The following is a 16,002-nucleotide window of genomic DNA, read 5'->3' on the forward strand; positions in this document are numbered from 1 at the left end:
AATGAGCAATAGGATTAATTAATTTATTCGATTTTAATAACAGGGTTCTGACTTAAATACCCAAGGGATTGCAAAAACACATCCGTGGCATTTACTGTTTTTTCGTAATGTTCAAAATTTCGATTCTTATTAAAAAACCCATGGCCCTGACCATCATATAAATGAAGTTCGCATCGACTTCCCACTTTTTCCATTACCATTTGATAGTACTTTGCCGTTTCTACCGGAACCAGATGATCTTCAGTTCCAAAAAACATAATGGTTGGTGGGGCGCCCGATACAATATTGTGAAGGGGTGAAAAGTTTTTATAGGCATAGCCAATGCGATCATAGGCAAAGCCTCCGGGACCATTATCGATTACGGGATTAAAAAGTACCAAAGCGTTTGGAGCGGGACTAATGGATCCCTGGTCCGTAGGTTCGTTATATTCCGGTATTAAAGCGCAAGCCGCGGCCAAATGCCCCCCAGCCGATCCTCCGGCCGCTAGAATTTTTAAAGGGTCTATATTAAATAAATTGGCCCGCTCCCTGATGAAGCGCATAGCCGTTTTGGCGTCCTTCAAGGCATCGAAGGGTGTTGTACTATACTTTTTGAAGGTCCTATAATCGACCAGGAAACAAACTAACCCTCTTTTAGAAAAATATGTAGCATGGGGTTCAAATTGCGCAATGCTTCCTCCTTTCCAACCGCCACCAAAAAAGAAAACCATAGCAGGATATGTTTTTGTGGTATCCCTTTGGCTTGGATAATAAACATCCAAATACAACTTTGCAGTATCTATTTCTTTATACAAAACCTTTTCCTGGGAGGACCCCAAATCGGATATCAAAAGGCCTATTATTAGTATGAATAGTTTCCGCTTACTCATCGAGCCGGGGTGTTATCTTAAAAACTGTGCTCCGGGTTCCATGGAACGATTTCATTATTGTACATGGCATCCAATCCCATTTGTACGCATATAGCCGCTTTAGCTCCGGTAACCACATTGGAAATGGGTTCTCTACCATAAACTATACTATCCCTAAAATCCATCAGGGCCTGCTTGCTTGGATCTTCGTGGGTGATTTCAATAGGCTCACCATAATCCCAGGAACGGCCTGGTGCAGTTGCACCGGAAACCCCATCAACATCCCCATACAGGGGTTGTTTCGTTTCTTTCTTCTCCTCAGAATAAAATGTTGCAGAATCGGTTGTAATTATAAGTGTTCCCTTATCTCCAATAACTTTAATTTGGTACCCATCCTTTTTATTATTGGTAAGGCATGTGAACTTTGCTGTCACACCATTAGGATAGCTGTAAAGGACATGTATATTGTCATAGGTCTCTCGTCCATCCTTCCAATAATCAACACCTCCGGTACCCATAACCTGTATGGGGTTGGCCTTGAGAATGGTGTTGACAAAATCTATTTGGTGGGAACACAATTCAGCAAGCAGTCCACCGGAATATTCCCGATACATCCGCCAATTGATGGCTCTTTCAAGGCTGGGATCCGGAACCGGTCTTCGCCAGTCGCCATGTCGGTTCCATTGGCACTCAAACGCTGTAATTTGCCCCACTTTACCCCCTTCAATAAGGTTGACCACATGTTGGTAAAGTCTGGAACTATGATATTGATGACCGGTTTGAAAAATAATATTGGCGTTTTTTACTTTAGCGATCAAATGGTGGATATCCTGGTATCCTTTTGCCAAGGTCTTTTCACAATAAACATGTTTACCGGCATCGATAGCATCCAAAGCGATTTGAGCATGCATACTAAATGGTGTTGCTATAAGGACGGCATCAATGGATCTATTAGCTAGTAGATCCTTATAATTAGCATATCCCTTGGCTTTCCCATTAGTTCGCTTCAATCCTTCCTGAAGTCTAAAGGGAATGGTGTCACAACAGGCATAAACCTTTAAATTTTCAATGCTGTTTATAAAAGGAATTAAACCAGTGCCTCTTTGGCCTGTTCCAATAATTCCGATATGTATATCCTTTTTATCCTTCCGTAAGGCCATATCAGCTAATGCCGATGTACCCGTTAATATGAGGGCTGAAGCTGCGCCCCCTTGTTTTATAAATTTCCGTCTATTCATCTCCTTGATGTTAAAAAACAGGCTCCCATCCCGGTTCATAGGATCGTGACCATAGGTTCATCGCATCCCTGTTGTACATCATACCGGTTTGGTCATCAATATCAAACCCTTGTTTAATTCTATAGGCTATATTGGCGTAATGGACCATGGCCATACTGATACTGGCGTCATCAATGGGAGCAGCCAGGGTAGATTTGCCCCGTATGGTTTGAAAAAGATTTTGAACATGTTTGGTGGAGGTATCACCACCACCCCCTAAGGCGGTGCCTGCCTCATTCGATTCTGAATCAAATGTTTTGATGGCTTTACCTGAGCGATCATAAAGCACATATTTACCCCGATCGACATAAACAGAACCTTCGGTCCCGTAAATTATGGTACCACGACCGGTTCCATAGGTTTTGTACTCATTACGTGATTTACCATCCCATTTAATGATTTTATTATCCGAAAAATTAAACGTGGCCTCCATATCGTCATACATTTCCCAGCCATCGTTAATAAAGTGTCGCTTTTCTGCTTCAACATAAACACTTCGCGGAAAATTGACTTGTAAAGCCCAGCGTGCCACATCCAGTTCATGGGTGCCATTGTTTCCGGCCTCGGCCGTACCATAATCCCAACCATACCAATGCCAGTTGTAATTCCATGTTTCAGAAGTATAGGCTCTTCTTGGGGCCGGGCCCTGCCACAGGTCCCAATCCAATCCTTCAGGTACCGCTGCAGCCTGCTGTAAGGGCACTTCGCCCCGTCCGTTCGAATAAAATGCAAGGGCCTTGTATGGTTTTCCAATGACTCCATCATGGATCTCCTTAATGATTTCAATGGTGTGACCTGAGGAACGCTGTTGGTTACCCATTTGAACCACTCTGTTAAAATGCTTAGATGCCTTTACCAGTTGTTCGTTTTCATACATGTTATGACTACAAGGTTTTTCAACATAGACGTGTTTTCCGGCCTTCATGGCCAAGATCGATCCGGGCGTATGCCAATGATCCGGTGTGGCATTAATGAATACATCAACATGGTTATCGTCCAACACTCTTCTAATGTCATTTTCAAATTTGGGACTGTAATCAATATGTTCTTTAAAGGCCTTTTGCCCCTTTAAGCCTTGTTTCTCCATGACATCACACAAATAGAGTAACTTAACATTGCTTTCCTTAAGTGCTATGGGCTCAATAAAGGCTCCCATTCGTCTTCCCAAACCGGCTATGGCAATATTCAATCTCTCGTTTGAACCCATAATGTTACGATAACTTCTAGCGGTCATTGCCATTGCCGAACTTCCCAGAGCTATGCCTGTTCCGGCCAAAGTGGTCTTTTTTATAAAATTTCTTCTGCTTGTCATTTTTAAAATTCTCTTATTTTTATACTTCTGAAACTCACATCATTACCATGATCCTGAAGTAAGATAGCCCCCTCCGGCCATCTGCCAAAATTTTCCCATTGCTGGTATTTACTGTAATTAACGAGCGCTTCAAACATTGGAGAAAATCGATCATATGCCACAACTTTTTCGTTGTTGAGCCAGTGTTCCACTTTTCCGTTTCTTGATACAATTCTGGCTTTGTTCCATTGCCCTATGCCTTTAAAATCTTTAGATCGCCCTTTAGTCGATAGGTTCTTTGCCGTAATGAGGTCATAGAGTGAGCCCAGCGTTCTGTTTCCCATCACGCCCATTTTTGCATCCGGATGCTTCTTATCATCCAAAATCTGAAATTCACAACCAATGGCAGAACCTTCACCCTTGTTCAGTCCGGGATCGACAAAATATTTAATACCGCTATTAGCGCCTTCAGTAATCTTAAATTCAAGCTCTAATTCAAAATCACTGTACAGTTTTGTGGTAACAATATCTCCCGGGCCTGTGGCTTCGCCACCATCGCTCCCTTTAATGCTTAGCACACCGTCTTTGATGATCCAACCGGACTCGGGAAAATCATCTAATTTTGCCCCCCGCCAACCCGTGGAGGTCTTGCCGTCCCATAGCAGTCTAAAGCCATGATCCTTTTCCCAGGGGGTCAATTCGTTTTTAAGGTAACTTACCTGAGGTACTTCAGGGTCGGCAGTTGTTAGATATTCCTGAACATTTTCAGTAATGATCCTAATGTTTTTCCACATGACCTTCCTCCCAACTTCTTCTTCCTTTACATTGTGCACTTGCAAACCAATAAAACCGGAAGCCGTCATATCGTCAACCAATCGGCTTGCATGCTGCCCATTGACAAACGTATTAATTTCATTCCCAAAAGCTTCTATTCGTATGGTATTCCATGTGGCCATTTCAAAGGCCTCTTGTGCTTTGGTGTTTCTCGTTATGGGATATAACCATTTACGCCGTGCTTCATCATATATGCCTCCTGTCCATTTACGCTTGGTCGGATCTACTTCGCACTGATAACCAAAGACCCGTGTTCCGAATTCCTCCTCTCTGGTGTTACTCCTAAACTGGACACCGGAGTTTAATTTATTGGGAAGGAATATCTCTAATTCCAATATAAAGTCCGAATAGCTTTTTTCGGTACATAAAAAGGTGTTAAGCCTGTCATTTTTTGAACTGCCGATAATGTTCCCCTCTTGAACAACATAAGTGGCGGTCCCTCCAACAACTTTCCATCCCTGAAGGTCTTCCCCGTTAAATAAGGATTCCCAATTCTGACTGTAGGTTTGCCCGCAGAAGACCATAAAAACAATAATAAGGATTGATCTGAGATACATGTGGTTTTTTTTAAATTTCATTTTAATTCGTAATTTTTTAATGTGTTACCCCACGGTTAAGGGTATTAAGGTTTTTATCGCGTAATAAGGCTACAATATAATAATAATCGGCATATATTAATAGGAAGATCTATTTCCTTGCCTGCCGGTAAATTTCTGTGGCATGTTTTAATATAAAAGGCGCGTTTACAGTTGCCGGTTTACGATAGTCTTCCTAACTCAATTGAGCAAGAAGCCTCTATGCGACTTCAAGTATATTTGACGTTTGTCGTTGGACACATCGGCCTGCTATTCCAACAGGACAGAGGCGGTTATGACCCCTGCATAAGGGTCTCTTGACGTATTGGGACTGTTGCAGTCATCAAAATCCCATAAGAGGATATAATATGCATGGAGTCTCCTTAAGATATAACAACTATTTTTCCGATATGTTCTAGGCCCTTGAGATCTTGGGGTTCAGGTAACATAAGCATAAACCCATAAAGTCCACAACTTGGAATGCGTTTTTAACTCCATCCCATTAGAAGTTTGAAATTTATCTTTGGAGGCCTCAATCCCATTCAACGGTAAACAAAAATACTTCCATGACTCCCCGAGATTAGAAGAACTCACCCGTGTGCTTGGAGGTTTTGAAAATATAATCTACGCCTTTCATCTTTTTTGCCTTGATGAACCAGGAGATAAATGTAGGCCGTTCAGAAATAGCCAAATTAACCTTCGATAATTTATAGGCCGGTATGGCAGGGTGCGCATGATGTGCCTCATGAAGATTGAAATTTAACAAGAAATACCTGGTAAAGCATGCATGGATATAAAAACTTCTAGTGTATTTAACCTGGTCTAAATAGGGTAGGGGTTTCACTTCCTTATGGTTAGAAACCGGTATTTCAATATGGGAATGTTGCGTCATAATAACCAATTCCTTCAACAATAAACTCATGGCGAAAGCAGGAACAAAAAGATGGACCATAAGTCCTCCAAAAAAGTAACTCAACAGTATATATATGAGGATATATATTATGGCTTGAGTTTTTACTCTATTATATTTTTTCGGACTTAAGAACCGCTTAATTTTAAACAAATTCCAATAATTACTTAATTTATAACTAAGGTAAAACACGGGGATGAATAAACGCCAAGTTATATTGACAACTAAATTTTTTACAGCCGAAGAACTTGGATTGATGGTAGTTTCAGTGGTAGGGTCTTTATCTCTCCAACCCGTCCATCGATGATGTAAGTTATGCATTTGCTGCCAAGAATAATAGGGGATCATTGATAGAAAGCCAAACACATGTCCCAGTACTTTATTTATTGATCGTGTTTTAAAAAAACTCAAATGTGCACATTCGTGTAATAAAATAAAGGCCTGTAGAAAGAAAAATGATAATAGCAGTTGGCCTGTCCAATATAGGATCCCGTCATTATTTGATGAGAGTATAACCCCCAAGCTTAGAAGAGTCATTGGAATTAAAAGACTATAAAAGGCAAGATCGTCTCTGGCTTTTAAATTTGAGGATATTGTATTATGCTTATTCATAGGATTAAATTAGACCTCCATCTTTTCACAAATTACAGTCTGCATAGAGAGATTCAAATACTTTTGAAACCATAGTAGGGGTGTCAAAATAAGTTGACCTAAAAAGTATGGAAAAATAATATATTTTAGATTTAAATTTTTTCCTATTATTTTAAAATATGCCCCGGCAAAAACATAAAAATATGGGGGGAATGCACCCCAAGGTAAATATTTAATCACCTGAAATCCATTTTTTCTCATCATATTAACAAAGGCTTTTTTATCGTACAAAACCGTGTGTTGAGGTGCTTGAACTCCGGGCCATTTCCTGCCAAATAATCTAAAGGTGGTACTATCTAATCGTGGGACCTCAATAATGAGTTTCCCTTCTTTTTTAAGTACTTTTTTCGCCATTTGGATCGATTTATTGGGGTCGTAGCAATGTTCTAAAAAGTGCCACATGGTCACAACATCGTATCGTTCTTCTTTAATTTTTTGTTCATAAAACAACCCTTCATAGAACTCTATTTTATCAAAATCGGGATAGGCTAATCCCTCCTTAAAATCCACACCGCTAATGTTAACGCCGTACTTTTTATTTATGTGAAGTAAAAATGTCCCTACGGCGCACCCCACATCAAGGATCTCTGTTTGTTCATTGAGGGCAACATGTTTTATAAGGATCTTTTCTTTTTCCCGGTCGTGTTTATTCATGGCCCATTCATATAATGGCGTCAATAGTCCCCAGTTTTTCTTTTTACGGTGTGCAATATACTCTCCATCATAAAATTCCTTGATTTGATCTATGGATATTCTTGGATTTTGATATACCATCTCACAATTATTGCATTTTACGTATTGGAATTCTCCTTCTTTACCCGTTAAATCTTCTTCTCCTTTTAAGAAAAAGGCATAATTGTCGCTATTACAATAATAACAATTAACCGCTTCAAATCGATACCTGTCCGGATTTTTGAATTCCTTTAAAAATGAACTCTTCATATTATAAATGTGTTAGTATAACATACAGTACTGGAAAATATACCATCATTATATAAGGGGTAAAATTTTTATCTCTAGCCCTATAGATAAAAAGTAATGGGGCCAAACTCAGGAGACTATTAAAATAGCCTTCCCAAGGTTTAAAAAGCAGGAGGCTACAGCCTAAAAAAAGTATCATGGGTTTCCAAATGTGATTTGAGTGTCTTTTTACAAGATCAAAACTGTCAAAGCCGGCTATAAGTAAAAAAGAGGCTAGAAACACCTCTGGTTCTCCACGATAACTTGAGGTTATCGAAACGCAAAAGAGGAGTACAGGGTATTTTAATAATGGAATTATTTTTAATAGGAACAAATGACGTCCAAATAAAAGATATAAAACCACTGAACCTGCCAAGAGCAAAAGGATTATTAAAAAAGCAGACGGAAAAACAAGACTAACAGTTAAAAGATAAAGCCCTATTATTAGTCCCGTTACTTTTTTAAATAATTTAAATCTGGCAGGGACTAGATAGGTCCTTTCGGGATGTTCTTTTATGTCTGTTTCAGCTGAAAAAATATCATCAACTATTCTAAAGACAATAAAAGACGAAAATAAAAACACCATTGAATAAAGCCAGATCCCCAAAGTGTCATTGACAGAAAGAATTAAAATAGTCATAAGAATCGTTAATCCAATCAGCGGAATTAGATGAATTCTAATTTTTATATAATCTCTTAAAACTGCTATCATAAAATTATAATCTTACCCAGATCGCCATCTAATATGACTTCATCATGATCCTTTAAGATCTCTGTAATATTTGTGATTCCAATCACTGCAGGAATTCCAAATTCTCTTGCTACAATCGCGCCATGAGACAACGCACCACCACGTTCAACAATTAGTCCTCCAATTAACGGGAATACCATAGCCCAGCCTGGATCTGTCTGTTTAGTGACTAAGATATCTCCTTTGTTCAGCTTAGGGCTTTCTAATACCGATTCCAGCACTTTTATTCTTGCCTTTATCCTGCCCCCGCTAACCGCCAGCCCATTATATTCTGTAAAATCTCCCGTAAAGGAAACTTCTTCATATATCGATTCTGGACGTTCACCAAAATTAGTGGTGAAATTTTCAGGATATTTGTTTTCAGATTCAAGACTAAATCGAGCACGGCGTTCTTGAATCAATGGTCTGAGATCTTTGGAAAACATCGTTGAAGATGATACGCATTCTCCAATCTCTTTATAACTCATAAAAAACATATCATCAATATGTTCTATTTTATTTTCTTCTTTAAACTGAGCTCCGATCTTTTTAACCACAGTTTTAAAATAATAATACATTTCAGCTTGTTTATAACGCACCCTTTCTCGACTTGAAATGGCTTGTTTGCAAAGTTTTGCGCTTAGATTTAGTATCCCGACCTCAACAAATGATATCGGAAATAACAGAGCCCTTTTTTTAATTATTTTCCACGCAAAATGGCGCATAGCTCGTCTACGCTCTCGATCTTTAATGGCAATTACTTCTCGAGGATCTTGAGCATTTTGGGCCATATACACTTTTAAGAGCTCTATAAATTTCGCCGGCTCTTCAATATAATTGGTACTCAAAAACATAAGTTCTCCCGAACATCTAAATCCCCATTTTTCAAGATAGGAATCCAGGGTTTCCTTCAGTTGTAAATAACTCGGATTCTCTTGAATTTCCTGATATACTTCCATGGATGAATGAGACTGAAAAAAGGCCTTTATTTCGTTATTATTATTGATTTCTTGAACCATATCATAGGTGTCATTTAATGGTTCACTACTCATTAATCCAGGAATAGCCTGTACTAAAGTATTGTGCATTCCAACACTTTTCTCACCATAAAATTTCTGAGTTATTCCTCCTAAAACGCTATAATGTATCATAGAGAAAAAATCTGCTAAACTTGCACGATACCATTGATTGAATCTCAAATCTAAGAAGTTGTAGAACAAGGTTTCCAGGGGAACGTTATTACCCTTTTTACGTGCATTCAAAGCAAAATCATCAACCATCAATTCGATACTTTTAACATGCTTTTCTAAAGAAAAATTTAATCGGATAAGACGAAAAATAAAAGGAATCAAAGATGTAGATTTTGAAGTATCTACTTGAGCAACATCCTTTTCAGAATATCCTACAAATTTATTAAATGCATCTTTGAAATACGCTTTTAATGGCGATGAAGACAGAATATTATGAATACTGGTCATGTTGTAATACAGTCTGTTACCCCAAATACCAACCGTATTACTAAAATCATATTCCAATTTGCGGAGGCTGCTGTTATGGATTTGTAATAATCCTGCCAGATTTTTAAAATAATGATAATACGAATCCCTTGCTATCGAATACAATAACGGCGATATTGGCGTGGGATAATTCTCGTTTAAATTGGTGTTCGACCAATGCACTTTCTTTTTTCGAAGAACGGTGATCGGTCTGGCTTGTACAAAAAAAAGGCTTTGCCCTTTAGACACCCATTCAATATCGATATGATAGCCATACTTTTCTTTTAACGTTGTTGCCAACCGAATCAATTCAACCCCATTAAAAGGAAGTTCGTCTTTAGGTGTTAAGGTGAAATCAACTGAGAAACTTTTGGGTGTTACTTTTCCCGTAACCAATTGTTCGCCATCTCCTTTTACATATTCTGTATAGATTTGGTCCGCATGATACGGAGAAGATGTAAATGTTACTCCTGCGTAATCCGCTTCCACAAATTCTTGAATTACCACACCCATTTCCATGAGCTTCTTTCCGGAAAGGTTTTCATACGCAATGACTCTGTCATTTTTAAGACCATTCCAACAGTTCCGGATTGCTTCCAGTGCCTCTTCTGTCTTGTTATTCACCACGAAAGAATCTAATTGGCCAGCAAATGAAAAACTATCAGAATCTTCTCCAATGGCAGAGCTTCTTATGATTATTTTTCGAGAATTCAGAGTAATTAAACAACTCTCCAAAGCGTGTTTAAACCCATTAGGTAAAGTGTTATTTTTAGAATAAAATTCCAACACTCCTTTAGAAATGGCATAGCCGTCAGGTACCGAAAAACCATATGCAAATAGCGCAGAAAGACTTGCGGCTTTTGCTCCTACCAAATCAGTAGACAAGGGTTCTTTAAGGGATTGTATATGGTTCAAAAATTCCTTTTAATTTTAATTAACACTAACAGTTGACTGATCCCTAAATGTAAAATCATGCCTATACAAAACAGAAATACAACAGTCTTAAACGATATTACTGTTGCTAAAAAGTAAAAGACTAAAACACCGATTAAAGAATCTGATTTATCCGTAAAGGTTTGCAGATATTTGTACTTTTTTGACTGTTCTCCATTTGCTATTCCTAACCTTCTTTTCACAAATGAATTAGGCAACTCCGCCAGGATATAAGCCAGTCCAAGTCCAAAGCCGACAAATGCATCATTTGCCACCGATATTTCGAATGGACCGAACGAAACACTATTTACTAAAGCTATTGCTCCTGTTAGGGCCGGTAGTACAATGATTCCTCTGTAGGTTTTACTATTCCCAAACCATTTTTTTGATATAGGGAAAGCCAAACCACTAAACCAATTCCGATGGACAATAATCATGTGCAAAACATTTCCAATAATTAAAGGAATGAAAAACAGATATATGTGGATATATAAATTATTCATTTATGGCATCTTTTTAACCGAATCCAACATATTAAATGATGTTGTAAACACTCGTTCAATAAATGGGTAATTCATTAAGATGCTTCCTGTCAAATAAAAATTAACTCTTGAAATTAAAAATGCCAGGCCTCCCAGTTTAAAATCATGCAAATAATCGGACCAACTGTAATCTTCATTATTCATGGATTGAACCCGTGTAAAATGATATTTCAATATGTCCCCTAAATCCGAACACTCAAAATCAGGTGTTAATGTAAAGGCCAATAACTCAAATATATCGCGATGCGGAATCCCGTAGATTGCTAACTCCCAATCATAAATACAAGGGTCTCCATTAGCTCTTATTGCAATATTCCTTGGATTAAAGTCATTATGAATCAGGCTCATTTTACTTATCGGCTTATATCCGTTATTGCTCGAATCATTTATAAAATCCCTTAATTCATCAAAACGATGATCTGCATTTAAATAGTCATAATCCTTTCTGTTCAAATCCACAAAAGCATTGTATAGCTTAAGTGCCTTTTGGATAGCAAAGACCTCTATAGATTCCAATTTGTTCTTATCATACTGAAAATGGACATGTACAAGATGAATGCTGTCTATTGTTTTTTTAATAAATGGGATGGTCCATTTTTCAGGAGTGGATTCAGAATTCATTAATAGCATATCTCTTGAATCCAAACGCTCCATAAGAATCAAATAAATTTCTCGATCTCTGTTCCTTACTGTCCCATATAATCGAGGCATATACGAAAAACCAATACTTTGCAATGCTTCATAAACTGCCAATTCTTTAATATGGTTGTCCTTATATTCCAAGGCATTATAATGCTTTGCAAGAATATCCGCCAAATCAACACTAACATTACTTGCCATAAAATGTAAGCCATCCAAAACTTCCTTACCAAGTGCCTTGCTTTTTAGTAATAAGGGATAGTGTTGCCCATCTGCTGTATGGATATCTGCCTGAATGAATCCTATGACCTTTTTAGTAATCTTCTTTGTTAAATCAGTTAGAATTCCGTTGTCTAAATGGACTTCATTATCAAAACTTACACGGTCAATGGTATCCCTAAAGTATGGCGTATTCATTTTAACGAAATTCATATCAATTTCAGATGCCAATAACCATTTTACAGGTTTATTCCTTCCTAATTTTTGATGTGCACGCGCAAATTGACCGCTCACAATGGCAGCCAACGTCGAAATTTCTATGGATAAGGCAAATCCCGCAATTAACTTTGCAAACCGCTCTACCTTTCCTGCCCCACTGCAGTCCATCAATTCTAATATTCTGGAAGGCACCGGTAAATGGGTGCCACCACCAACCGTACCTACAACTAAGTTAGGAAGCACTAAGGATAAGTATAACCCCTCTTTTGTTTGTTCTATCTGCAAAATCCCGATAGAAGATTCATGAATACATGCCAAATCCTGACCTGTAGAAGCATATATTCCGGCAATGGCATTTGCCACATTCACATTATGTCCCACCATCCCATCTAAACGACTAATGGAAAGCGAATGATTATAGGAACTAAACATATCGTTTGCATTCGTTCTCAATGTTTTTTCAATAACTTCATTGGTAAGAAAGCATTCGCTAATGACGTGACATCCTCTTCCATTTTGAATGGCATAAAAAGAAACTTTTTTGTCTGATGCACCATTCCCTTCAATAACAAAATTTAAGATCTCTATATTGGTCTCAAGTTCAAAGTTCTCTTCAATCCACAAACAGGCATTCCAGGTACAAGAAGTGGTCATATTTTGTCCGGAAGCATCGCTTGTGGAATACACAAACTTTAGATGTACAATTTTTCCAATAATAACACTTCCAATTTCAAGTAATTCGGCATGATTACTATGCCGTTGTGCTTTTGCCTTTATTTTTTTGAAATTTCTTTTAATCCATTCATCAAAAGCAATAGATTCAGACAGCCGCTTAAAGGTATACATGGGAGTTCTAACCATCTTTTGATGCACAATATGAGCTTCAAACCCTCCACACTCACTGATCGCCTTAATCCCTCTGTTCATACTTGCTACTAAGGCTCCTTCTGTTGTGGCAACAGCACTATGAACCCATTCTAGCTTTTTATCTTTATCAATAAATAACAGGGGGCCAACCAATCCTAGTGGAATTTCGACGGTTCCAATAAAACTTTCAATATTGTTTTGTATTTGAAATAGCCCTATGGATTCAGACTTTATAGCCTTACTAATATCTTTAGATAAGGTTTCCAAATAATTCATTCTTAAATCGAACGCCGTTTGGTTCATTAACCCTCTACCAGGGGCCTGTTGATATTTTGCATTCATACGGTTTTGCAATTAGGATTTAACGCATTGAAACGGTTTACAAAAACGGTTCTAACATCATTAATGTGTTTATCGAGATTATCCATATTCCAATCTTTTGTAGAAATTTCATCCAATAGCTCAATACCTAAAGTTCCATTTTTAGCATATTTAAAGTCGGTCATATTACTCTCTTCGGGCACATGAATATAAAGAGGAACAATGGGCAAGTTTGCCTCCAATGCCATTTTATAAATCCCTCTATTAAAAGGCGCTATTCCATGAAAATGATCGTGAACGCCTTCTGACGAGGCTGCAATGGAATATTTCGATTTTATTAAAAATTGGGTGGTGTTTTTAAAGAACCTCTTGCGCCTTTTTGCGTGTTTTTTTTGAGGTATATAGCGCGTTCCAATGGATATAGCGGAAACTAGAATTGGAATGTAAATCCAGGTCTTTTCGGAGAGTACAAATCTGGTATTCTTGAGTCCCAAAGCGGTTAAAAGTAAAATATCTTGTTCTGCGTTGTGATTAAAAGTATATAGAACTTGATGCTTAGGAAATTCGCTTAAGGATGGGTAAAAACTTTTGAAACCCATGACTGTCAGTATGAACCGAGAAGAATACCTGATTATATAGGTAATACAAAAGCCTCTGAGTAATCCAAAACTTACAATAACAAGAAATAAAGAAATGCTTCCTGTAATTAACATAATTGTTAATCCTGTAATCCTCCTGTAGATTGTGATAAGGACTTTCAATAGTAAATAAAAATAGACTTTACTGGTACAAGGTGTTCCATTTTAATTCATTTATACGTATTAAATAAAATAATTTTAGTCCTCCATAATAAATGCAGTAAATTCATTTTAAGATAAGAACTATCTCTTCTCATTGGCCATTTCAACAAAATTAAGGCGATCACTAACAGGTTATGAACTTACCAGAAAAATACACTTTATTTTTCCACAAATCAATAAAAGATAGGTTTTTGACAGAAGTTTTGATCAAATATTGGAGCAATTAAAAAACAGGGAGATATAATTCATTGTTTATCAAGTGCTTACAAGCATATAAGATAATCCCGCACCGCCTATCACAATACCTGTGATCGCACAATATGTTAAATCTCGGGGTCATTATTTGTAGTTAAATAACCTAAAGGGGTGCTATCCACTGCCCATTAACCTATTCTCCAATGGGCTAATTAAAGAAATTCGCATATTCGCTTTGGTCAAGAAGAATTGTTTTGAAATTTTTAAGGACGGTTATCCCTGGAGGTTTTATTTAATTCGGTCTTTATCATTTGAATTAGCCTTCGGGTTTCCCTCAAGTTTTTGAAGGCATGGGCAGCAATCACGTTTCTTTGCACTTTTACAGATTTAATCATTGCCAGATAAACCGTATTCCTTTTCAAGGCATCATAATCATGAGGAATAATGGGAACATCTATCGGGTTTGAATAATCAAAATTCTCATCGTTATAACTAAAGAGCTGATCCACAATAATTTGTCTATTGGGTTGAAAGGAACCGAAGTATTCCATTTCGTCATTTAATTTTTTTTGTGTGACCTCAAATAGTTCCACAACAGCTCTTCTTAAAGGGTCTGAAGTTATAATATTAAATCCAATATTTTTTAGACCCTCATAACCGGCGGTGGACAATGACAAATTAGTTCCCGGGATTCTGGCATTCTGAAAATGTATATTCAATGAATCTGAAAATGGCAACTCCTTCTGCAAAGCAGAAATGATGATGTCACTCGATGTGTTCCATCTGGCCCTCACTAAGGAATCCCGGATCATTTCTTCACAGTTCGTTTGCAAAGTGGCTGAAAGTTCAAATAATATTTTTCGCTCCTGGTCCCGTAATTTCCGTTCTTCATTCCAATTGTTAATTTGAAGAGCGATTAAAATTCCTATAACCACCAATACAATTTCACCGACAGCATATTTCAGGTATTTCGAGGTTTTACCCTCCTTAAGGAGGTTTCGCCGGATAGTACGAAAGAATTTTATCATGGATTGTTGGATGAGTTTCTAAAGATAATGAAAATCTAAATGCAACTTTAGGACCTAAAAAAGCCTTAACCACTAATGTATTTTAGGCCTTAAGGTCGTCCCACCCTTCTCAAAATTGGGGAAGGGTAATTATCTATTAAGAGGTGCCCTCTACTATATAAAGGTTGTCCCAAAAATAAATTAAAATATTTTGAAATTCCATTAGGGCTTTATTAAAGCACCTATATTCGTGGTATGCAAAGAACAAAACAAGTTATTTTATGAATTTAAAAAACCTGCCTCATAAAATCGCGATTGCCCTTTTCTTAATAGGGGCGTTCGTAACTTACATAAGTGTTAGTATCATGAGTGAGGATATACAAGTCTTTGACTCGAGTTCTTCAAGTGATGCTGGAATTCCGGAATGATTCAATATCATAATTGGGGGCTTATTACCTCCAAAGTGATTTAATTAAACGCCTGGAAGGAATCTGTAGAGTACTATAATAATCATCGCTATCATGAGTCCTTACAGAACCTAACACCCTTAGATGTATATATTGGAAGACCATATCAATTATTAAAACAAAGAGAAATGATTAAACAAAAAACTATGAGCAATAGAAGGAAACAGCATCTATTGCAAACATTGAATTAATAACTTAATTTTAAACCTAACTGGTGAACA

Annotated in this window: 12 protein-coding genes; all 12 read right to left on the minus strand. The window is 37.5% G+C overall.

What is annotated here, in order from left to right:
* Positions 1 to 23 precede the first annotated feature (23 nt).
* Positions 24 to 869: an alpha/beta hydrolase gene (locus tag MR054_RS07630; protein WP_242157279.1), complete on the minus strand. Its 846-nt coding sequence runs from the start codon at positions 867 to 869 to the stop codon at positions 24 to 26.
* 17 nt (positions 870 to 886) lie between these two features.
* Positions 887 to 2,086 (minus strand): Gfo/Idh/MocA family protein, encoded by a 1,200-nt coding sequence (locus tag MR054_RS07635; RefSeq protein WP_242157280.1) that lies wholly within the window; start codon positions 2,084 to 2,086, stop codon positions 887 to 889.
* A gap of 10 nt (positions 2,087 to 2,096) precedes the next feature.
* A complete protein-coding gene (locus tag MR054_RS07640) occupies positions 2,097 to 3,437 on the minus strand; it encodes a Gfo/Idh/MocA family protein (RefSeq protein WP_242157281.1) in 1,341 nt (446 codons plus the stop codon).
* A gap of 2 nt (positions 3,438 to 3,439) precedes the next feature.
* Positions 3,440 to 4,807 carry a 3-keto-disaccharide hydrolase gene (locus tag MR054_RS07645; protein ID WP_242157282.1) on the minus strand — a complete coding sequence of 456 codons (1,368 nt, stop codon included), beginning with the start codon at positions 4,805 to 4,807 and terminating at the stop codon, positions 3,440 to 3,442.
* A gap of 598 nt (positions 4,808 to 5,405) precedes the next feature.
* Positions 5,406 to 6,347 (minus strand): fatty acid desaturase family protein, encoded by a 942-nt coding sequence (locus MR054_RS07650; RefSeq protein ID WP_242157283.1) that lies wholly within the window; start codon positions 6,345 to 6,347, stop codon positions 5,406 to 5,408.
* A 9-nt stretch (positions 6,348 to 6,356) separates the two neighbouring features.
* Positions 6,357 to 7,328 (minus strand): class I SAM-dependent methyltransferase, encoded by a 972-nt coding sequence (locus MR054_RS07655; RefSeq protein ID WP_242157284.1) that lies wholly within the window; start codon positions 7,326 to 7,328, stop codon positions 6,357 to 6,359.
* A 1-nt stretch (position 7,329) separates the two neighbouring features.
* Positions 7,330 to 8,058, minus strand: a complete 729-nt coding sequence (locus MR054_RS07660; protein ID WP_242157285.1) for a hypothetical protein — start codon at positions 8,056 to 8,058, stop codon at positions 7,330 to 7,332.
* Positions 8,055 to 10,487 (minus strand): PEP/pyruvate-binding domain-containing protein, encoded by a 2,433-nt coding sequence (locus tag MR054_RS07665; protein ID WP_242157286.1) that lies wholly within the window; start codon positions 10,485 to 10,487, stop codon positions 8,055 to 8,057. The genes MR054_RS07660 and MR054_RS07665 overlap by 4 nt, the downstream gene beginning before the upstream one ends.
* Entirely contained in the window at positions 10,484 to 11,008 is a 525-nt protein-coding gene (locus tag MR054_RS07670) for a CDP-archaeol synthase (protein WP_242157287.1), read from the minus strand. The genes MR054_RS07665 and MR054_RS07670 overlap by 4 nt, the downstream gene beginning before the upstream one ends.
* The gene (locus tag MR054_RS07675; RefSeq protein WP_242157288.1) at positions 11,009 to 13,333 is read right to left on the minus strand and encodes a phosphotransferase; all 2,325 of its coding nucleotides are present in this window, start codon (positions 13,331 to 13,333) and stop codon (positions 11,009 to 11,011) included.
* Complete coding sequence (locus MR054_RS07680) at positions 13,330 to 13,911, minus strand: lysophospholipid acyltransferase family protein (RefSeq protein ID WP_242157289.1); 582 nt, start codon at positions 13,909 to 13,911, stop codon at positions 13,330 to 13,332. Before MR054_RS07680 ends, MR054_RS07675 begins: the two co-directional genes overlap by 4 nt.
* Before the next feature lie 659 nt (positions 13,912 to 14,570).
* Positions 14,571 to 15,335, minus strand: a complete 765-nt coding sequence (locus MR054_RS07685; protein ID WP_242157290.1) for a DUF6090 family protein — start codon at positions 15,333 to 15,335, stop codon at positions 14,571 to 14,573.
* Positions 15,336 to 16,002 lie beyond the last annotated feature (667 nt).

Origin of the sequence: Aestuariivivens sediminis, from assembly GCF_022662105.1 — a bacterium.
Classification (GTDB): Bacteria; Bacteroidota; Bacteroidia; order Flavobacteriales; family Flavobacteriaceae; genus Aestuariivivens; species Aestuariivivens sediminis.